The sequence below is a fragment of the Microbulbifer weihaiensis genome (assembly GCF_048323715.1).
Classification (GTDB): domain Bacteria; phylum Pseudomonadota; class Gammaproteobacteria; order Pseudomonadales; family Cellvibrionaceae; genus Microbulbifer.
In genome coordinates this window covers 634,887-653,958 of sequence record NZ_JBLWFL010000001.1, presented here as the reverse complement: position 1 = coordinate 653,958, position 19,072 = coordinate 634,887, and the positions used below count along the sequence as shown (strand labels likewise).

General features: G+C 57.2%; 14 protein-coding genes. 5 read left to right on the top strand and 9 right to left on the bottom strand.

Annotated features, from left to right (window positions below; translation table 11 throughout):
* Positions 1 to 22: 22 nt before the first annotated feature.
* The 5 genes from fnr to ACNKU7_RS02745 form a co-directional block, all read right to left on the bottom strand.
* Positions 23 to 748, bottom strand: a complete 726-nt coding sequence (fnr, locus tag ACNKU7_RS02765) for a fumarate/nitrate reduction transcriptional regulator Fnr (protein WP_418295432.1) — start codon at positions 746 to 748, stop codon at positions 23 to 25.
* A gap of 127 nt (positions 749 to 875) precedes the next feature.
* The gene (hemN, locus tag ACNKU7_RS02760) at positions 876 to 2,258 is read right to left on the bottom strand and encodes an oxygen-independent coproporphyrinogen III oxidase (RefSeq protein WP_418295431.1); all 1,383 of its coding nucleotides are present in this window, start codon (positions 2,256 to 2,258) and stop codon (positions 876 to 878) included.
* Positions 2,259 to 2,432: 174 nt separating this feature from the next.
* Positions 2,433 to 3,122, bottom strand: coding sequence for an OmpW/AlkL family protein (locus tag ACNKU7_RS02755; RefSeq protein WP_418295430.1), 690 nt, complete (start codon positions 3,120 to 3,122; stop codon positions 2,433 to 2,435).
* A 299-nt stretch (positions 3,123 to 3,421) separates the two neighbouring features.
* The gene (gene mmsB / locus ACNKU7_RS02750; RefSeq protein ID WP_418295429.1) at positions 3,422 to 4,333 is read right to left on the bottom strand and encodes a 3-hydroxyisobutyrate dehydrogenase; all 912 of its coding nucleotides are present in this window, start codon (positions 4,331 to 4,333) and stop codon (positions 3,422 to 3,424) included.
* A gap of 132 nt (positions 4,334 to 4,465) precedes the next feature.
* A complete protein-coding gene (locus ACNKU7_RS02745) occupies positions 4,466 to 5,575 on the bottom strand; it encodes an enoyl-CoA hydratase/isomerase family protein (protein ID WP_418295428.1) in 1,110 nt (369 codons plus the stop codon).
* A 609-nt stretch (positions 5,576 to 6,184) separates the two neighbouring features.
* Between ACNKU7_RS02745 and ettA the strand changes: the two genes are divergently transcribed.
* Positions 6,185 to 7,849: an energy-dependent translational throttle protein EttA gene (gene ettA / locus ACNKU7_RS02740; protein WP_418295427.1), complete on the top strand. Its 1,665-nt coding sequence runs from the start codon at positions 6,185 to 6,187 to the stop codon at positions 7,847 to 7,849.
* 145 nt (positions 7,850 to 7,994) lie between these two features.
* A complete protein-coding gene (locus ACNKU7_RS02735) occupies positions 7,995 to 9,845 on the top strand; it encodes an ATP-binding protein (protein ID WP_418295426.1) in 1,851 nt (616 codons plus the stop codon).
* 142 nt (positions 9,846 to 9,987) lie between these two features.
* Here the strand turns inward: ACNKU7_RS02735 and katG are convergent, their stop codons facing one another.
* Entirely contained in the window at positions 9,988 to 12,204 is a 2,217-nt protein-coding gene (katG, locus tag ACNKU7_RS02730) for a catalase/peroxidase HPI (protein ID WP_418295425.1), read from the bottom strand.
* A gap of 322 nt (positions 12,205 to 12,526) precedes the next feature.
* Here katG and ACNKU7_RS02725 point away from each other — a divergent pair, with 322 nt between their 5' ends.
* Positions 12,527 to 13,021 (top strand): LabA-like NYN domain-containing protein, encoded by a 495-nt coding sequence (locus ACNKU7_RS02725; RefSeq protein WP_418295424.1) that lies wholly within the window; start codon positions 12,527 to 12,529, stop codon positions 13,019 to 13,021.
* A 74-nt stretch (positions 13,022 to 13,095) separates the two neighbouring features.
* Here the strand turns inward: ACNKU7_RS02725 and ACNKU7_RS02720 are convergent, their stop codons facing one another.
* From ACNKU7_RS02720 to ACNKU7_RS02710, 3 genes are all read right to left on the bottom strand, one after another.
* On the bottom strand, positions 13,096 to 13,626 hold the full coding sequence (locus ACNKU7_RS02720) for a DsrE family protein (protein WP_418295423.1): 531 nt from the start codon (positions 13,624 to 13,626) through the stop codon (positions 13,096 to 13,098).
* A 50-nt stretch (positions 13,627 to 13,676) separates the two neighbouring features.
* On the bottom strand, positions 13,677 to 15,389 hold the full coding sequence (locus tag ACNKU7_RS02715) for a diguanylate cyclase (protein ID WP_418295422.1): 1,713 nt from the start codon (positions 15,387 to 15,389) through the stop codon (positions 13,677 to 13,679).
* A gap of 447 nt (positions 15,390 to 15,836) precedes the next feature.
* Positions 15,837 to 16,757 (bottom strand): SMP-30/gluconolactonase/LRE family protein, encoded by a 921-nt coding sequence (locus ACNKU7_RS02710; RefSeq protein WP_418295421.1) that lies wholly within the window; start codon positions 16,755 to 16,757, stop codon positions 15,837 to 15,839.
* A 355-nt stretch (positions 16,758 to 17,112) separates the two neighbouring features.
* On the opposite strand from ACNKU7_RS02710, the gene ACNKU7_RS02705 reads away from it, so the two are divergent.
* A complete protein-coding gene (locus ACNKU7_RS02705; RefSeq protein ID WP_418295420.1) occupies positions 17,113 to 17,925 on the top strand; it encodes an MOSC domain-containing protein in 813 nt (270 codons plus the stop codon).
* 27 nt (positions 17,926 to 17,952) lie between these two features.
* Complete coding sequence (locus ACNKU7_RS02700) at positions 17,953 to 18,930, top strand: questin oxidase family protein (protein WP_418295419.1); 978 nt, start codon at positions 17,953 to 17,955, stop codon at positions 18,928 to 18,930.
* Positions 18,931 to 19,072 lie beyond the last annotated feature (142 nt).

The following is a 19,072-nucleotide window of genomic DNA, read 5'->3' as shown; positions in this document are numbered from 1 at the left end:
CTTTTACCTGTGCTTTTGTAGATCAGTTTTCGTAGCTGCAGTGGGTGCCCGCCAGTTCACTGAGGGCAATCAGGTCGAGGATGGTGACCGCGCGCCCCTGAACCTTGATCAGCCCCTGTTTCTGGAACCGGGAGATCAGGCGGCTGACGGTTTCTGCGGTAAGGCCAAGGTAATTGGCAATATCGGTGCGCGGCATCGACAACACAAATTCGCTGGCAGAATAACCGCGGCGCGCATATCGGCTGGAAATATTCAGCAACAGCGCCGCCAGGCGCATGTCAGCAGATCGCTTGCCCAGTAACAGCAGCACATCATTTTCCTGTTTCAACTCTTCAGAAAAAATGGTGTAAATCTGCTTCTGCAGGGCAGGCACCTGCTGCGCAAGGCCCTCAAGCTGATTAAACGGCAACACGCACACGCTGCTGTCTTCCAGCGCCTCGGCGTAACTGGGGTGGGCACTGCCACTGTAACCGTCCAGTCCCAGCAACTCGCCCGGCAGGGCAAAGTGGGTCACCTGGGTATCGCCATCGGCACCGATCACCACGGATTTGAAACTGCCGGAGCGGATCGCATACAAATTGGAAAAGGAGTCGCCCGCGCGGAACAGCACATCCCCAGCCTTGAGGATCTTTTTCTTGCGCGTGACCTGCTCCAGGCGCTGGATATCTTCGTCCGCCAGCCCCACGGGCAGGCACAGTCTTCGGACTGAGCAATTGCCACAACTGACTGCAGAAGAAGTTTCTTTCATGTTCGGTTTACGCCGCGTTCTCGCCCTTGGAATTGCGGCCGATTGTATCCCCATCACCAATTTAAAGCACCCGCCCCGTTAAAAACCCTTGATAAGCCTGTGTATAAGTCTGCAATGTCCCGCTGACTCAAAGCACCCGGGAATAAGTCGCATTACTCGCTGCCCCGTGCAGATAGGCGTCGAATGCCGCGGCAGCGTTGCGCAGGAACCAGCGCCCGCGCTCGGTGACGTAGAGGTCAGTTGCGCTGTCACGCAGCAGGCCGTCATCGAACATTGGTCGCAGGCGTGCCACATCGTCGCGGAAATACTGCGCAAACGGCACACCGGTGCGCGCCTCCAGTGCCTGCTTGCTCACCTTCAGGTGACACATCAGTTCCATGATCAACCACTGGCGCACGCGGTCATCGTCGTTGAGTTGCCAGCCGCGGCAGATGGCCTCACCGCGCTCGGCGATGGCCGCGGCGTACTCTTTGAGACTGTGCTGGTTTTGCCAGTAACCGTCGCGGCTGTAGCTGATGGCGGACGCACCGAGCCCGACCAGAGCGTCAGCCGGCATCAACGTGTAACCCTGGAAGTTGCGCGCCAGACGCCCCTCCTGTGCCGCCAGCGCAAGGCTGTCGTCCGGGCGCGCGAAGTGATCCATCCCAAGGAACTGATACCCGGCGTCAGTCAGCCTCTCGGTCGCCGCCAGCTGCATGGCAATCTTGGCCGACGGCGACGGAATCAGGTCGGAATCGATCAGGCGCTGGGCTTTGAAGCGATGCGGCAAATGCGCGTAGTGGTAGAGGGCGATGCGATCCGGCGCCAGCTCCAGCACTTTATCCACGGTGTGTTCCAGACTCGCAACATCCTGCCCGGGCAGTCCGTAAATCAGATCATAGGAAATCGAGCCAAAGCCGCGCTCGCGCGCCCGCTCGGTCAGTTCCCGCACCTGTTCAGCGGTACACACACGGTTGACCGCCTGTTGCACCCCCGGGTTGAAATCCTGGATACCCAGGCTCAAGCGATTGAAGCCCAGCGCGCGCAGGGTATCGAGGGTTTCCGGCTCCAGCGTGCGGGGATCCGCCTCCACGCTGTACTCCACATCCTCGCCGGGGCGCAGGTCAAAGATCTCGCCGAGACCACTGACCAATCGCTGCAAGTCCGAATCACTCAGGAAAGTGGGCGTGCCGCCACCGAGATGCAACTGCACAACCGGCGCCCTGGCTACACGGTCGCGGTACCACTGGGCCTCGCGCAACACATTTTCCAGATAGCTGGAGGCCAGGCCGTACTGCTGGGTAATTACCTTGTTACAGGCGCAGAAATAGCAGAGCGAACGACAGAACGGGATATGCACATACAGCGACAGCGTTTTCACCTGCTGCAACGCGGCCCAGGGCTCGTCGCCTTCCAGCGGGCCAAAGCGGTCCGCCGTGGGATAGGAGGTATATCGCGGGCAGGGGCCGGCGTAGCGTGCCAGTAGCTCCGGAGAGAGCCCCGGCGCGTCGGGTTTGGTCGAAGCGGGCATTGCGCTATCGCAAGAATTGGCCATCTGCGGAGAACCTCGGGTTCTGAATTCTGGTCTGGGTAAGTGGATCGGGGGGAAATTACCTGCAGAAGCGCTGCCGGCGCTTGATCTCGATCAAACGCCGGCAGCTTTCAGTGACGACTTCCCGGGATCCGGGGGAATCTATGCTGTGCTTCAGAAGCGGTAGCCAAATCCGGCGGTATAGACCAGCGGGTCCAGTTCCACATTGGCAGTCACCTTGCCTACGCCAGGCACATCCACTCTGGCCCGGGTGTCGATATCCATCCACCACACGGCCAGGTTGAACAACCAGCGCTGATCCGCACCGAACGCGACATCCACGCCGGCTTCGGCGGCAACCCCGGAGGAATTTTTCAAGGAAAGTTTTGCGTCACCGGTAGCCCCAAGGGTCGCGAAAATATCATTCGCGGTACCACTGACCTTTTCATCGAAGAAGGCGGTGTAGTTAAGACCGAGGCCGAGATAGGGCTGCACGGCGGAAGCCGGTGCCAGCGGGTAGTACTGCAATAACACGGTAGGCGGCAGGTGTTTGGTTTCGCCCAGGTCGAATGTTTCCCCCAACCCCGACACTTGCAGGTCATGGCTGAAAGGTGTTGCCGCAACCACTTCAACCCCCCAGCGATCACTCAGCATGTAAGTGCCGATCAGGCTCAGCGCGGAGCCGTCTTCCACAGCGGCAGCCGTGCCATCCAACTGTGTCCCACCGAGTGCCAGTGCACTGGAGCTGACATCCGGGCTCACCGTGGCAACGCCACTGCGCAGAATAAAATCACCACCATCGTAAGCCACAGCGGAACCGGAAACCAATGTGGCCAGAGCGATACCAAACGCCATTCTCTTCATGTTTATCTCCAATGTTTGAATCCTTGCTATGCAGCTCGTGGACAGGCGATTTAGCGTTATAGGTATGGCGTTCCATCGAGGCAGGTGCAGATTAACCAGCGGGGGCCAGCGCGCTCTTGATTCAAATCAAACGATCACCACGTAAAAAACACGGTAGGTTTTGCGTGCAAAATCGGAAATAAAATATTGAGGCTTAAGCTTTATGGAGAAAGCAGCAGAAGTAAATCAGCGAAAAGTTTTCGGGGCGACACGCGCCCCGAAAAATTGATCTGGATGGGAAGTTTTTAAAAGCGAGCGATTCAGTTGCCGACCGGGCGGCGGAACAGGTTCTGGATACTGGAAAAATCCAACTGGCGATTCACCGGGTCACCACCGTGCAGCTGATACAGGTTTTTCGCCAGCGCACCCAGCGGCGTGGAGGACGCGCTGCCGGCCGCCGTATCCATGGCCAGCCCCAGGTCTTTCAGCATCAGTGCCACGGAAAATCCGCCTTCATAGTCGTGAGAAGCGGGCACGTTTTCCATTACCCCCGGATAGGGATTGTATTTTTCCAGCGACCAGTTGCCACCGGAACTGGCACACATGATCTCGGACAGCACTTTCGGATCCAGCCCGTTGTCCACCCCCATCTGCAGTGCCTCGGCGGTGCCAATCATGTGGATCGCGAGCAGCATGTTGTTGCAGATTTTGGCCACCTGCCCGCTACCCGCCGGGCCGGCGTGGAAGATATTGGCTCCCATCGCCGCCAGCACCGGCCGCGCTCGCTCCAGTGCTTGCGCGTCGCCGCCACACATAAAGGACAGTGTGCCGGCGGCTGCCGCGGCGGTTCCCCCGGAGACCGGCGCATCCAGCGCGGCGATATTGCGCTGCGATGCCGCGGCAATAATCTGGCGGGCATCGCTGGCAGCAATGGTGGAGCATTCAATCAGCAGCGTCTCTGGCCCCATGGTCTGCAGCAGTCCGCGCGCGCCCAGATAAAGTGTGCGCACGGCCTCGCCATTGGGCAGCATGGAGACCACAACATCCGCCCCCTCTACGGCTTCATGGGCCGAGGCCACCCGCCGGCAGCCGGCATCGGCCGCGCGCCGCAGCATTGCTTCCGACAGATCATATGCAACCACGGTAAATCCGGCCCGCACGAGGTTCGCGGCCATAGGACCGCCCATATTGCCAAGGCCGATAAAGGCTATGTTTTTATTATTCTCATTCATTGATCGCTTCCTTACGTGATCCGTACGTATCGATTATTTGTACCCGACTCAATCCGGGCCGTTTATTCTTTTGCGACAAGCCCTTTCTGGCTCTGGTGTTGTGGTTCTGGTGTTGACCTAATGCAGTCCAGGTCAGCGAAGGTCTGACAGTGGGCTTTGCCCTTCCCACGGTGATCCGAAGCAGGCTGCCACATGCGCTGAAGTCACGTCCTGCAAGGTGGCCGGCTGCCACTGTGGGTTGCGGTCTTTATCAATCAGCAGTGCACGCACACCTTCTTTAACCTGACCGTTACTGCACATGTTGACGGCCAGGGCCAGTTCCATACGCAATACCTCCGCCAGCGACATATGCCGCGCACGGCGCAACTGCTCCCACACCACCCAGGCGGTCAGCGGGCACCCGGCAGACAGGGTCTTGGCGGCGCGCTGCAGCCACGGATCATCGCCACTGTAGCTGACAATGGCCTGATAGACCTCAGGCAGGGTCGCGCCATCGGTGAGCTCCTGGATGACGTCGTAGTGGGTGCGCAGGTTGGGGGCAGGCTGCTCGCTGGCGGCCATTTCAAGGGATTGGACGACCTTGCTGACGAGGACATGGTTGTGCCCTGAGTCGGTTGTGAAATCGAGGCCGGCCAGCCCCGCCAGCAGGTCGTCTTTACCGGCGGCGGGCAGCAGGCGATCGGCCATACCGCAGTAGAGGGCGTCGGTACCGTTGAACTGAGCGCCGGTCAGGCCGAGGAACAGCCCGGTGCGGCCAGGCATGCGGTTCAGGAACCAGCTGCCGCCCACATCCGGGAACAGGCCGATGGTGATTTCCGGCATGGCCAAGCGGGTGGTTTCGGTGACGATGCGGTGGCTGGCGCCACTCATGATGCCGATGCCGCCGCCCATGACAATGCCACTGCCCCAGACGATGATCGGCTTGGGGTAAGTGTGGATACGGTAGTCGAGGCGGTATTCGCGGGTGAAGAAGTCCTGCACGAACTGACTGGCCCCCTGCTCGCCATAGCTGCCAGATGTACGGTGCAGCGCGACCACATCGCCGCCGGCACACAGGGCCTTGTCTCCGGCACCTTCAATCCAGATACAGGCGACGCTGTCGTCCTGTTCCCATTCGCTGAGCTGTGCGGCCATGATGTCGATCATGTCCAGGTTGAGGGCATTGAGGGCTTTGGGCAGATTCAGCGTCAATTTACCGATCGGGCCTTGGCGCTCAACGATGATTGGAGAGTCCTGGGTCATACTGGGTCCCGGCTGTTTACTTATTTGGGACAAAGTTAAACATAGATGAGAGCGAGTGGCACCAACTCCCTCATATGGTTTAGGACGAGTGTTGAGCACTTCTGGCCCGGTGGTTCCCGCTAGCGCGAGCCCTGTGGCGGTAAAGCATCGGGTGAAAGGTTTCAAAACCGGGCTAGGCGCCCCCCTGTAAATACATCCCTGTAAGCTGCGTCGGCGCCGTGGCCCGGCCGCTCCATGTATTCACGGCGCCTTCGGCCCATGGCGCCGACGCTTTTGAAACCTTTCACCCGCCACTCCACCTTCATTTCAGAGCCTCGCTCTTCGTAGCCTGACAGCATGAAGCTAATCGAAAGCAATGCGCGTGATGCGAAGGTGCTGATACCGGCAAAACCTATGCGAGACCTTCTAAAACAGGGATGTTTTAGAAGAGCCCCCATGGATGGGTTCACGGTGTGTCTCGCATAGGTTTTGCCGGTAGCAGCGCCGCCTCTGAGGTACCCGAATATCATCGTGGGACATCCCCTTTGAACTCTGCCAAACAGCGGGTTGAAGTTTTCCAACAAACTGATAACTTGCGCGCAAATTCTGACCGACTGGAATCGAGCTCTAATGGCTGAATACGTATACACAATGAACCGCGTGGGCAAAGTTGTTCCGCCCAAGCGTGAAATTCTGAAAGATATTTCCCTGTCCTTCTTCCCCGGCGCCAAAATCGGCGTACTGGGTCTGAACGGCGCCGGTAAGTCCACCCTGCTGCGCATCATGGCCGGCGTCGATCAGGACTATAACGGTGAAGCTCGTGCCATGCCCGGCATCAAGGTCGGCTACCTGCCCCAGGAGCCACAGCTGGATCCCGCCAAGAATGTACGCGGCAACGTGGAAGACGGCGTGCGTGAAGCCATCGACGCCCTCGCCGGTCTGGAACAGGTCTACGCCGACTACGCCGAGCCTGACGCAGATTTCGACGCCCTGGCCAAGAAACAGCAAAAGTTCGAAGACATTATCCAGGCCTGGGACGCCCACAACCTGGAGCACCGTCTCGAAGTGGCCGCCGACGCCCTGCGCCTGCCGCCGTGGGATGCGGACGTAAACAACCTGTCCGGTGGTGAAAAGCGCCGTGTGGCCCTGTGCCGCCTGCTGCTGTCCCGCCCCGACATGCTGCTGCTCGACGAACCGACCAACCACCTGGACGCCGAATCCGTATTCTGGCTCGAGCGCTTCCTGCACGACTTCGACGGCACCGTGGTCGCCATTACCCACGACCGCTACTTCCTCGACAACGTCGCCGGCTGGATTCTGGAACTCGACCGCGGCCACGGTATTCCCTGGGAAGGTAACTACACCACCTGGCTGGAACAGAAAGAGAAGCGCCTGGAGCAGGAACAGAAAGGTGAGCAGGCCCGCGCCAAGGCCATGCAGAAAGAACTGGAGTGGGCCCGCCAGAACCCGAAAGGCCGCCAGTCCAAGAACAAGGCCCGTCTGTCCCGCCTGGAAGAAATGCAGTCGCAGGAGTTCCAGGCCCGTAACGAGACCAACGAGATCTACATTCCACCGGGCGAGCGCCTGGGTGACAACGTGATCGAGCTGGTGAATGTGAGCAAGTCGTTCGGCGACCGCGTGCTGATCGACAACCTGTCGTTCCGCGTACCCAAGGGTGCCATCGTCGGTATCGTCGGCGGTAACGGCGCTGGTAAGTCCACCCTGTTCCGCATGATCAACGGCACCGAGAAGCCGGATTCCGGCGAGATCAAGATCGGTGAAACCGTGAAGATCGCCAGCGTCGACCAGAGCCGCGAAAACCTCGACGACAGCAAGACCGTATGGGAAGCCGTTTCCGATGGTCAGGACATTCTGAAGATCAACAACTACGAAGTGGGCTCGCGCAACTATATCGGCCGTTTCAACTTCAAGGGCAGCGATCAGCAGAAGCGCGTGGGCGAGCTTTCCGGTGGTGAGCGCGGCCGCCTGCACCTGGCCTACACCCTGAAGCAGGGCGCCAACGTACTGCTGCTGGACGAACCATCCAACGACCTGGACATCGAAACCCTGCGCGCGCTGGAAGAAGCCCTGCTGAGCTTCCCGGGCTGCGCCATGGTGATCTCGCACGATCGCTGGTTCCTCGACCGCGTGGCAACCCACATCCTCGCCTACGAGGGCGACAGCAACGTGGTGTTCTTTGAGGGCAACTACACCGAGTACCACGAGGACTTCGTGGCGCGCAACGGTGAGAATGCCACGCCACACCGCATGCAGTACAAAAAGCTCAAGACCTGATTGGTCTGAACGCGAAAAGCCCGCACATGTTGCGGGCTTTTTTGTATGCGCTATGCCATCTTGAGGGACAAGACCGGAAATATTGCCGGCATTCAATAGTTTGAGTAGTGTTTGATTCAATACCAACGCTAACAACGATCATGCCATGCCGCTTTCATCTGGATTGCAGTTGCCACTTTCTCGCCATGCTGCAGCGAACTCTCTTGCCATTCTGCTCTTAATGGGCATTTGTGAATGGATGATTACAAGATGGTTTCAAGATGCGCTACTGCTTGGCTCAATCCTACGCATTCTCCTGGCCTCATCCGCATTTGCCGTCATCACCTACCTCCTGTACTGCAAGTACCATTACCGGATCGAGCAGTTAATCGCGCAGCTTGCCCACCAGGAAGACCTTAACAAAACCTATCAACAGCAGCTTGGCGAGCACGAAACAACCGAACAGGCGCTCTCCAACCAGCTGCAATTTCTACAGATACTCATCGACGCCATTCCCGCCCCCATTTTTTATAAGGATGCGGAAGGTATCTACAGTGGCTGCAACCGTGCATTTGAAGCTTTTTTGGGCAAACCTCGGGAGGAGATTGTTGGCCGCTCTGTCTACGGTGTTTCTCCCGGCCCCCAAGCCCGTGTTTATCACGAGAAAGATATGGAACTGATGCACCAGAGAGGCCATCAGGTTTACGAATCATCCGTAGTCTATGCCGATGGCAGTCTGCACGACGTCATCTTCAATAAGGCAGCCTACGAAACAAAAGACGGTCAACTGGGCGGCCTGATCGGTGTGATTCTCGATATCACCGAGCGCAAGGCGCTGGAGCGGCAACTGGTTCAGGCAAAGGAAAAAGCCGAGTTTTACAGCCGCTCCAAAACCCAGTTCCTGACCAACATGAGCCACGAAATACGCACACCGCTCAACGCCATCGTCGGATTCAGCCAGCTATTACTGAATCGCAGCGGACTTATCAACCTGCCACAGGAATTTAAGGAGCGCCTGGAAAAAATAGCCATTAGTGGCCAGAGGCTGGCGGAACTGGTGAACGGCGTACTGGATATTTCACGCATCGAAGCTGGGAAAATAGAAGCCGTGGATGAAAATGTTCATCTACCAAGTCTGGTCAAAAGTATTCTGGTTTCCTGTGAGCCCCAGGCGGTCAGTAAAAATCTCAGACTCAATAGCAATATCGATCTTCGCCTCCCTGAGACTATTCGAATAGACCGCGGCAAGCTCTCGCAGATCTTGATCAATCTGATTGGCAACGCGATTAAATTTTCTCATGAAAATACCGCCATCGATCTCAGGCTGCAATATCTCGATAGCGAAAGGATGTATCTGGAGGTTATCGATCACGGCATTGGGATCCCGCTTGAACAGCAAGCGACTATCTTTGAGCCGTTCGAACAAGTGGATAAATCCCCTGACGGCCAATCCAGAGGAACCGGACTGGGCCTGCCAATTGCCCGCAGTCTGGTAGAGCTACTCGGTGGAAGCATCAGTATGCAAAGTACTGAAAATATCGGCACACGTTTCAGGGTGGAGCTTCCGCTGGCAGAGGGAGATCCGGAAGATCAGAAACCTGCAGATAAAGGGGGAACTCTCAAGACTCTAGATGGCATCCACCTGCTGATTTTTGAGGATAACGCGGTTAACAGAGCGTTAATGAACGCATTCTGCGACGACCAGAACGTGAATGTCACGTTCGTCACCGATGGCTCGACAGGGATAGAAAGAGCTCTGGAAATTCGCCCCGATATCATTTTGATGGACGTACATTTACCTGGAATTACCGGCATCGAAATCACAAAAAAAATTCGGCAGATACCGGAGATTCGTAATATTCCGATCATCGGACTTTCAGCTGCCGCCTTTAGTGAACAGCAAAGCGCTGCCTTGAGTGCAGGGATGGACGACTACCTGACCAAACCGGTCGCCTTCCCCCAGCTGATCAGCGTTATCTCCAAAAATATAATGCGTACAAATGATACCACAGTCTAATATCAGGAAATTTCAGAGCTTCCTCTGGCAACTGAATCCAATGGAGAAATAAAAAAAGGGGCTCCCCGAAGGTCGCCCCTTTTAAGTGCCGCTAAGTACCACAACGTGAATGTGGCAATCTTCCCTACTGCGCAGGATCGGATTACTTCAGGTCAAAACGATCCAGTGTCATCACCTTGGTCCACGCAGCGACGAAGTCGTTTACGAACTTCTCGCCATTGTCGTTGGTGGCGTACAACTCAGACAGCGCACGCAGCTCCGAGTTGGAACCGAAAATCAGGTCCACCGGAGTGGCCGTCCACTTCACTTCGCCAGTCTCGCGATCCTTACCTTCGTACAGGCCATCTTCCTTGAAGGACTTGGACCACTTGGTGTCCATATCCAGCAGGTTTACGAAGAAGTCGTTGCTCAGGGTGCCCGGCTTGTCGGTGAAAACGCCGTGCCTGGAGTCGTCGTAGTTCGCCCCCAGGGTACGCATACCACCGACCAGCACAGTCATTTCCGGCACGCTCAGATCCAGCAGGTTGGCGCTGTCGATCAGCATATCCACCGGCATCATGTGTGCGTCGCTGCTGTAGTAGTTACGGAAGCCATCCGCTTTGCGCTCCAGGTAACCGAAGGACTGAACGTCGGTCATTTCCTGGGTGGCATCGTTGCGACCTGGCTTGAACGGCACGGTAACCTCGTAACCGGCTTGCTTGGCCGCCTGCTCGATCGCAGCGGCACCGCCGAGAACGATCAGGTCCGCCATGGACACCTTCTTGTTACCCCAGGCTTTGCTGTTGAATTCCTGCTGGATTTTCTCCAGCTGGCCCAGAACCTTGTCCAGCTCCTGTGGGTTGTTCACCGCCCAGTCTTTCTGCGGAGCGAGGCGGATACGTGCGCCGTTGGCACCACCGCGCATATCGGTAATGCGGAAAGAGGACGCGGAAGCCCAGGCAGTACGCACCAGTTCGGGAACGGTCAGTCCGCTGTCCAGAACCTTGGCTTTGAGGTTTTTCACGTCGCGATCGCTGATCAGTTTGAAATCCACTTCAGGGATCGGGTCCTGCCAGCTCAGCACTTCCGCCGGTACTTCGTCACCCAGGTAGCGCGCGCGCGGACCCAGGTCGCGGTGAGTCAGCTTGAACCAGGCTTTGGCGAAAGCCTGCTGGAACTCTTCCGGGTTCTTGTGGAAGCGCTCAGCGATTTCCTTGTACTTCGGGTCGAAGCGCATGGACAGGTCGGTGGTGAACATCATCGGCGCGTGGCGCTTGCCTTCAACGTGCGCATCCGGAACGAACTTCACCTGCTCGGCATTTTTCGGTTCCCACTGGGTGTGGCCGGCCGGGCTCTTGGTTTTCACCCACTCGAAACCGAACAGGTTGTCCAGGAACTGGGAGCTCCAGGCAATCGGATTGGCAGACCAGGCGCCCTCCAGGCCGGAGGTGATGGTGTCTTCAGAGTGGCCCTTGCCACACTTGTTTTCCCAGCCGAAGCCCTGCTGTTCGATCGGGGCGCCGCCCGGCGCTGCGCCAACACATTCCTGCGGCTTGTGCGCACCGTGGGCTTTACCGAAGGTGTGACCACCGGCGATCAGGGCAACGGTCTCTTCGTCGCTCATCGCCATGCGGGCGAAGGTATCACGAATACGGTGACCGGCAGCCAGAGGATCCGGGTTGCCGTTCGGGCCTTCCGGGTTTACGTAGATCAGGCCCATGTGGTCCGCTGCCAGCGGCTTTTCCAGAACATCGCCATTGAAGCGCTTGTCGTTGGCAACCCACTCGCGCTCGGAACCCCAGTACACAATGTCTGCTTCCCAGTCGTCTTCACGGCCACCGGCGAAACCGAAGGTTTTGAAACCCATGGACTCGAGGGATACGTTCCCGGCGAGTACCATCAGGTCTGCCCAGGAAATACTGTTGCCGTATTTCTGCTTCACCGGCCACAACAGGCGACGGGCCTTGTCGAGACTCACGTTATCCGGCCAGCTGTTCTGCGGCTCGAAACGCTGCTGGCCGCCACCGGCGCCACCGCGACCGTCGTATACACGGTAGGTGCCAGCACTGTGCCAGGCCATACGGATAAAGAATGGGCCGTAGTGACCGTAGTCAGCCGGCCACCAGTCCTGGGAAGTGGTAAGGACTTGCTCGAGGTCTTTTTTGACCGCGTCCAGATCCAGCTTGCTGAAGGCTTCGGCGTAGTCGAAGTCGGCACCCATCGGGTTGGACTTTTCCGCGTTCATGCGCAGCGGCTGCAGGTCGATTCGGTTCGGCCACCAGTCCTGGTTGGACATGGCGTCATTCGCCGGAGCGGCGTTTACGTTGACGGAGATGGCGGTCGCCAGGGCCACCGCCAGGGGGAGGGCTTTCTTGAGCATGGGATTGCGTTCCTTATAGTCTCATCAATCGGACGAGAGAAGCCTATAGGGTCACGCAATCACGTTGAAATTAGACGTTGTTATCGCCCTCATTAATAACCACAATCTAAAAATGGATTCTGATAGCTCTTGGGTATTACCCTTATAGACTGAGCCAATCCACCGCACAGAAATCCACCAATTTCATGAGCAGGCTCGCTTAAGGGAACAGATACCCCCAACTTTTCCTGCAGGCGACACATAAGAGTGGGCAAAACGCCCGGGTGCTATAGTAGCCGGGCACGCCAAGCCCGCCTGTCTCGCTGTCGAAGGTTCAACCGTAATGCCTACCATACCTGCCATACCTAAAGTCGCGATATTTGTTGATGTTCAAAATGTGTATTACACCACGCGGCAAGCCTTCAATTGCAATTTTGACTACAACCGCTTCTGGGCAAAGGCCGGCAAAGATCGACAGGTCACCAAGGCCATTGCCTATGCGATCGACCGCGGTGATCGCAAGCAGCAGGAGTTCCAGAACATACTCAGGGCCATCGGCTTCGAGGTCAAACTGAAGCCCTATATCCAGCGATCCGACGGTTCATCCAAAGGAGACTGGGATGTGGGGATCACCATAGATGCCTTGGAATACGGAGAAGACGCCGACTGCATCATCCTGGTATCCGGGGATGGTGATTTTGATCTGCTGGTGGAAAAGCTGAGAATCGATCGCGGCAAGAAGGTGGAAGTCTACGGTGTCGCGGCGCTTACTGCAGACACGCTGATTAACGCAGCCAGCGAATTCATTCCCATCGAAAACGAGCTGCTGCTGCGTTAAGCCTGCGAAATCTCCCCTGGGTACGCGCGCGTCCCCGGTTGCCGGTAATCGTGCGCGGGCGATGGCGCTGTCGGTCAGAATGGATTTAGCGTGTATCCCTGCTGTTGCAATAGCGCATGGGCCGTCATGGCGGAGAGAGCCATATTCACACCGGGTAGCAGCTGCGCGTTTTCAATTCCGTGATAGGCCGCAGATTGCCCACACAGATAGACACGCACATTGTATTTCTGCAGCGCCGCGAGGAGCGGTGCGTTGGGATTATCGCCACCAAATTTCTCGCGGTAATGCCGGCTGGCAAGCAGATCGAAGCCAGCCTTGCCATGGACGACCAGCGCCAGTTCGACCTGCTCAGGTGGAACACCCGCGCGGGCCTGCATATTCAGAAAGCGGGCCAGGCTTTCGAAGCGTCGATTCGCCTTGCCGCTTTCGCCCTGCTCCGCCACATCAAACGCCACCTTGAAGCGCTCTTCTCCCGTGAGCGGACTGCTCTGTATCACCTCGGCCACGCCGCCATAGTTTTTAATCACTGGCCCCTTGGTGAATTCTGCAGACAATGCAACCGGTGAAAAAAGGCAAACGAGTAACAGCCGTATGGCAGTGTTCATAAGGATCAACTCACTTTTACTGATTGATTCGCCAATCGATGGCGACCTGTTTACGGGGCAACAATCGCCGGCGAGGTCTCTCCACCGGCAACCAGACCGGTGACTTCGATCTCAAACCGGTTGCGGCCGGCCTGTTTTGCCCGGTAGAGCGCGGCGTCAGCGGCTTCAAACAGCTGCACTGCCGACGCGTAATTACCCTGTTCAAATCCGGCAACACCGATACTCACGCTCAGCGGCATATCATCCAGCTCAAGCTCCGCCACCAGGCTGACCAGACGCTGGGCGATGACAGAGGCCTGCGAGAGGCTCGTACGGGGCAGAAGAATGGCAAACTCCTCACCACCATAACGACAGGCCAATACCGGCTTGCGTACCTGCTTGCTGACCAGCAGGCCCACAGCGCTCAGAACGGCATCACCGCGAGCATGTCCGTAACGGTCATTAATACTTTTGAAATGATCCAGGTCGAGAATCAACAGTGCCAGCGGGTGCGTGCTCCGAGCAGCGAGATTGAATTCCCGCGGCAGCTGCTCATCGAAATAGCGCCGGTTGTACAGGCCGGTAAGCTCATCGATATAGCCACGCTTCTGGATCTCGCTCATCCTGGCCCCCAGTGCCAGCGACAGAAGCACCATTTCCACCAGTGCGCCGACCTGAAAGGCATTGTGGGTAAAGCTGTTGTGCGGCAGCAGACCGAATGTTTTCAGCATATAAACCACAACGCTGACCAGCAATGTGGTCCACCCCAGAAGGAAATACCGGGCAAAAATGGAGCCTCGCAACAGGCTTATCACCCCCATCACCATAAACAGCAGCGTGATGAGCAAGGTCAGGGATGCCATGCTCAAGATCATCGGCCCATAGCTGACCAGCGGCGCAATTGCGGTTAACGGGATTACCGCATACAGCAACCCGCGCGCGCATTTATCGGTGCGCGGCGCCAGTTGCGGGCCGTTACAAATCGCCCGGACAAACTGTATGGAAAAGATCAACGTGAACCCGAGGAGTATCACCAGGCTCTGGTTGGCCAGCCATGGGTTCCCCGGCCACACGTATTGGAAGGAGAGACCGTTGTGGACACCAAAATACAGCCCGTAACAGATCGCATAGCCCATATAAAAGGCATAGGCCCGATCACGCACAGCCAGGAACAGGAACAGGTTGTATACCACGAGAACCAGGAAGCCACCGTAGTAAATTCCCAGCAGCAACTGTTCCTGCGCGAGCTTGGGCAAAAATGCGGTTTCACTACTGACGCTGAGGCCGATATTCATCGACCCCTGTGTCGCATAGCGCAGATAATAGGTACGGCTGCTATTTGCTGGCAACGAAACCGGAAATACATAATCCCTGAGATCCAGAGGGCGTGAGTCAAACGTACGCCGATCCCCGGTGGCCACCTGCTGCCATCGGCCTTCGGCATCCTGAAACCAGAAATCCAGTTGATCAATCAGGGGGTAGTCCTGGCGAATCACCAGTCCCATCGGGGATGACGTCGGGTTATGCAATGTGAATGCAACCCAGTAAGCGGCTCGGGTAAATCCAAAATTGGTTTGGTGGCCGGCGATTGGCTGCAGGCGTTGCTGATGTACCGGTGAGCGTATGTCACGCAGGCTCAACTCGCCCAGGTCATCCTCCAGAAGTGACAGATATGCGGTGAGCGCAGCCGGGGGCTGATTTGGCTCAACGACCATGGGCGCAGCCCAAATCACGGATGACAGGGTGCACAGCAGCGCTATCCAGATCCAGCGAGCGACAGTCATCGCGATACCCAAGCTCCCAGCATGTATTTTTTATTCAGTTAACGGCGCATATTACCACACCAGAGTTATGCGATTTCACAGCACCAAGCGCGACAGGATTCTTTTTTCCCTCAACTCTCAACAGCCAGTCCGCGATTACCGGTCAATACCGACAAAAATAAACACAACGGGGCTCGAAATGGCCATGTTGACCAGCTCAATCTTGTACCGGCAAAAGGTGATGAGAACAGCGGCAAGTGCGGAAATAAATAAGACAGGGTTCTGGAGTGCCACAGGCTAGGCATTATTGGTTACATCACCGACTACTGAGATTCCGCTGAACTGGATGCCAGGAAAGCGAGATTCGGTTTCAGTCGTTACCGGTAAATGGAAAACAGTGAAGGTACATACAAAAGAAGCAAACCGGCTGTTGCGGCCTGCCTCTTTGCCGAGGCCCCTGGCCAGGCGTCACGTGGGCTCCTGACATGCGGTTTTTTCCAGCAACTGAGTGGTACTGAAGCGGAACCCGAGCGCGCCCTTAAAAGGTGTTTCCAACACAAACAGGTGGCCGGCCTGCCACTCCCGAGCGAGGTTCCATTCGTTCAGCCCCTGTTTGGCCGAAGTCACAAACATCAGGTTCATATCCGGCCCACCGAAGGTAACACTGGTGGGCTGGCTTACCGGCACCGGGATGGCACCCGCCAAATGCCCATCCGGCGCATAGCGCTGGATACGGGCCCCACCCCACTGGGCCGACCAGAGATAGCCTTCACTGTCCACCGTGGCGCCATCCGGGTAACGGCCGATCATGGTGCGCGCAAATACTTCCCGCTGACTGATATCACCACGGCGCGCATCAAACTTATAGCGATAGATAATCCGCCGTTTCGAATCGGCGAAATAAAAGTGACTGGAATTCAAATCCCAGCAACACCCATTCGAGATAAAAATATCTCTGGCATGTTCACTGACAACACCACTTGGCTCCAGGCAATAAAGCACCCCCGCTGGTTCATCCGTCGCAGCGGTCACCATGGTGCCCACCCAGAAGCGCCCTTCACGGTCTACCTTGCCGTCATTGAAACGAAGTCCCGAGCCTTTCTCCAGTAACGTCTTCTGCCACAGCACCTTTCCCTGGCGGTAATCAAACAGTGCAAAACCGCTCTCAAACGCCGCCACGATACAATCATCACGGTCAGTGAACGCAAAGGCGCACAGGCGCTCGGGGGTTTCAAACACTTCCAGTTCGCGCCCAGGCCAGCTCAGCCGGTATAACTTGCACGCTTCGATGTCTGTCCACCAGACACTGTGCTCCCGGGAATTCCACAGCACACTCTCACCGAGCGTATTGCCCACTTCAATCCCGTCGATTCGCTGAACTTCTAACATGAGCCCCTCTGTTTAACGTCCTGTCCCTATCGCCAAGCAAATAACATGCCGCCAAGCCTGCCAAAGTGATCGCCGTTTACCGCATGAACCGGCCGGATATGCGGCCTAACAGGTTATCATCTATCTCCTGTGCCGCAATCTATTTACCCGCCGCGACGACTGACGATGCGATTTATTCCCGCGCGGTCTCTCCGACAACTGGCATATCGATAATCATATCGGCGCACGCGCTTCAATTTTTGCCATTCATTCCAATTCGATTATTTCGGTGGAAGCGCAGTGGATATGCCCCTTTTTTGTCAGGGCGGCAGGCTTTACTCTAGCGCTCTCATTTTTTCAGTATCTGGAGCAATCCGTGCACATCTCCGCGCTGTACCACTTCCCGGTAAAATCACTCCAAGGTCACAAAGGCAAAGCGCTGGCAATGGATGTATTTGGAGCGGTAAACGACCGGCGCTGGATGCTGGTTGATGAGAACAACCAGTTCCTCACTCAGCGTCGACTGCGCGCCATGGCCCAGCTCAAGGCAACGGTTACCCCCCAGGGCGTGAAACTGGAAAATCCTGAGGGTACCTCGATCCATATTCACCACCCCGGATCTGAAGCCAGTCTCAGGACCGTGCGCGTTTGGAACGACGATGTCATCGCGCGGGATGCCGGTGATGATGCGGCCAGCTGGCTCAGTGACCAGTTGCAGACAGCGGTGCGGCTGGTCGCGATGGGGGAGGAATTCCGGCGCCCGTTGCAGGCCCCGCGCGCAGATCGCCAGGTGGGGTTTGCCGATGCGGCACCACTGCTGGTCATCAGCCAGGCGTCCCTTGATGACCTGAACAGCCGCCTGACGGATCCGGTTTCCATGCTGCGTTTCCGCCCCAACCTCGTCGTCAGCGGCTGCGAGCCCTTCGCTGAAGACCAGTGGAAAACCCTGACCATTTATACCAGTGACGGCCCCCTCATACTCGAGTGTACGCACCCCTGCGCTCGCTGCGCCATTCCGGGGCTGCATCCATTTACCGGCCGCGCACAGAAAGAACCGCTGCGCACGCTTGCTCAATACCGCCGCAGCGAAAAAGATGGCCAAATTTACTTTGGCATGAACCTGACGCCTGCTTTTGGCATCGATAAGGCCATGAGCATACACTTGGGAGATAAAGTTCGGGCGGAATAGCCACTTACGGCGACAAACGGAGGCTTAATGGGCATAACCCGGAATTGTGCGCAGTTGCTGGAAGCGGGCAGTCGCTATCATGTGCAGTATGGTGATCGCCTCGCCAATCACCTGCCGATGGTATTGATCGCGCTGGATAAACTGGGCGCGACTCCCGCGCAGCTCCGACACGCGTTCGACCGCTCTACCCCGCATTTGCAACTTCGCCCCGGCAGCCCGGTAATGGAGATCCGCGATATTCGCAGTTGCCGCAATCGCGACGACCTGTTTCCCTCGGCGCTGCATTATTATGAGCAGCAATTGCGACAACTCGGCATTGCCCAGTGCCTGCACCAGGAATTGCCACCGCTTCTCCCCTCCATCGCCACCGCCGCGTTTCACGGGCTAATTCGCACCGCCTACGGAATCGATGCCGGCCATCTGGAAGAAATCGCCATGGGACTGGCTTACTGGAACCAGGAGTACCACGCCCTCCCCGGCAGCAATGAGGAAACTTCGGAAACCGCGGAAGCGGTTCTGACCCGGGTGGCAAAAACCTTTCCCGACGTCGCCCTCGCGCCGGGCAACATTGCCGATCACATGCAGTGCGTGACACGCCAACCCGGCTGGCTCGATACGCCGGTCCAACCAAAGCACCTGAGCCTGCAAGACATAGCGCACGTGGCCCTCAATGCCTACCTGAGCACTGGAGACTTCACCCTCCTGCACGGTGTTACCGGCTGCCACGCACTGCGCTTGATACTTCCCCACTGCCAGCAGCCGGAGCTGGCTTTGCGCTTTTTCTGGCAGGGGCTGGTAATCGCTTATTTAAGTACCGGCCCCAAGGATCTGACCACGCGCGAGGAACAAAAGGCACTAGAACCAATCAGCGAACGACAGCAAGCACTGAAGAGCCAGGCCCTTGGCAGTGAGGATGACCACGTTATCAAGCTGGCTTACAGCGCGCTGGAGGAATACGGCTTTTACCAGGACGAAGCCTATATGAGCGTGCTGGACACACAATGACCCCGTGCGGGAATTTCCTCCAAGCGCCAACGGCAACTCGGGGGCAAGCGGCGGGCCGGGCGAACATTGCCGCCAGCTGTGGCACTCATAACAATCTTCACCCGCCACACCTCACCTGAATTTACCCCCGGTTACCTCGGCG

Excerpts from the sequence above, each read along its gene's own strand:
- fnr (WP_418295432.1), bottom strand. The coding sequence starts at position 748 with ATGAAAGAAACTTCTTCTGCAGTCAGTTGTGGCAATTGCTCAGTCCGA.
- hemN (WP_418295431.1), bottom strand. The coding sequence starts at position 2,258 with ATGCCCGCTTCGACCAAACCCGACGCGCCGGGGCTCTCTCCGGAGCTA.
- ACNKU7_RS02755 (WP_418295430.1), bottom strand. The coding sequence starts at position 3,122 with ATGAAGAGAATGGCGTTTGGTATCGCTCTGGCCACATTGGTTTCCGGT.
- mmsB (WP_418295429.1), bottom strand. The coding sequence starts at position 4,333 with ATGAATGAGAATAATAAAAACATAGCCTTTATCGGCCTTGGCAATATG.
- ACNKU7_RS02745 (WP_418295428.1), bottom strand. The coding sequence starts at position 5,575 with ATGACCCAGGACTCTCCAATCATCGTTGAGCGCCAAGGCCCGATCGGT.
- ettA (WP_418295427.1), top strand. The coding sequence starts at position 6,185 with ATGGCTGAATACGTATACACAATGAACCGCGTGGGCAAAGTTGTTCCG.
- ACNKU7_RS02735 (WP_418295426.1), top strand. The coding sequence starts at position 7,995 with ATGCCGCTTTCATCTGGATTGCAGTTGCCACTTTCTCGCCATGCTGCA.
- katG (WP_418295425.1), bottom strand. The coding sequence starts at position 12,204 with ATGCTCAAGAAAGCCCTCCCCCTGGCGGTGGCCCTGGCGACCGCCATC.
- ACNKU7_RS02725 (WP_418295424.1), top strand. The coding sequence starts at position 12,527 with ATGCCTACCATACCTGCCATACCTAAAGTCGCGATATTTGTTGATGTT.
- ACNKU7_RS02720 (WP_418295423.1), bottom strand. The coding sequence starts at position 13,626 with ATGAACACTGCCATACGGCTGTTACTCGTTTGCCTTTTTTCACCGGTT.
- ACNKU7_RS02715 (WP_418295422.1), bottom strand. The coding sequence starts at position 15,389 with ATGACTGTCGCTCGCTGGATCTGGATAGCGCTGCTGTGCACCCTGTCA.
- ACNKU7_RS02710 (WP_418295421.1), bottom strand. The coding sequence starts at position 16,757 with ATGTTAGAAGTTCAGCGAATCGACGGGATTGAAGTGGGCAATACGCTC.
- ACNKU7_RS02700 (WP_418295419.1), top strand. The coding sequence starts at position 17,953 with ATGGGCATAACCCGGAATTGTGCGCAGTTGCTGGAAGCGGGCAGTCGC.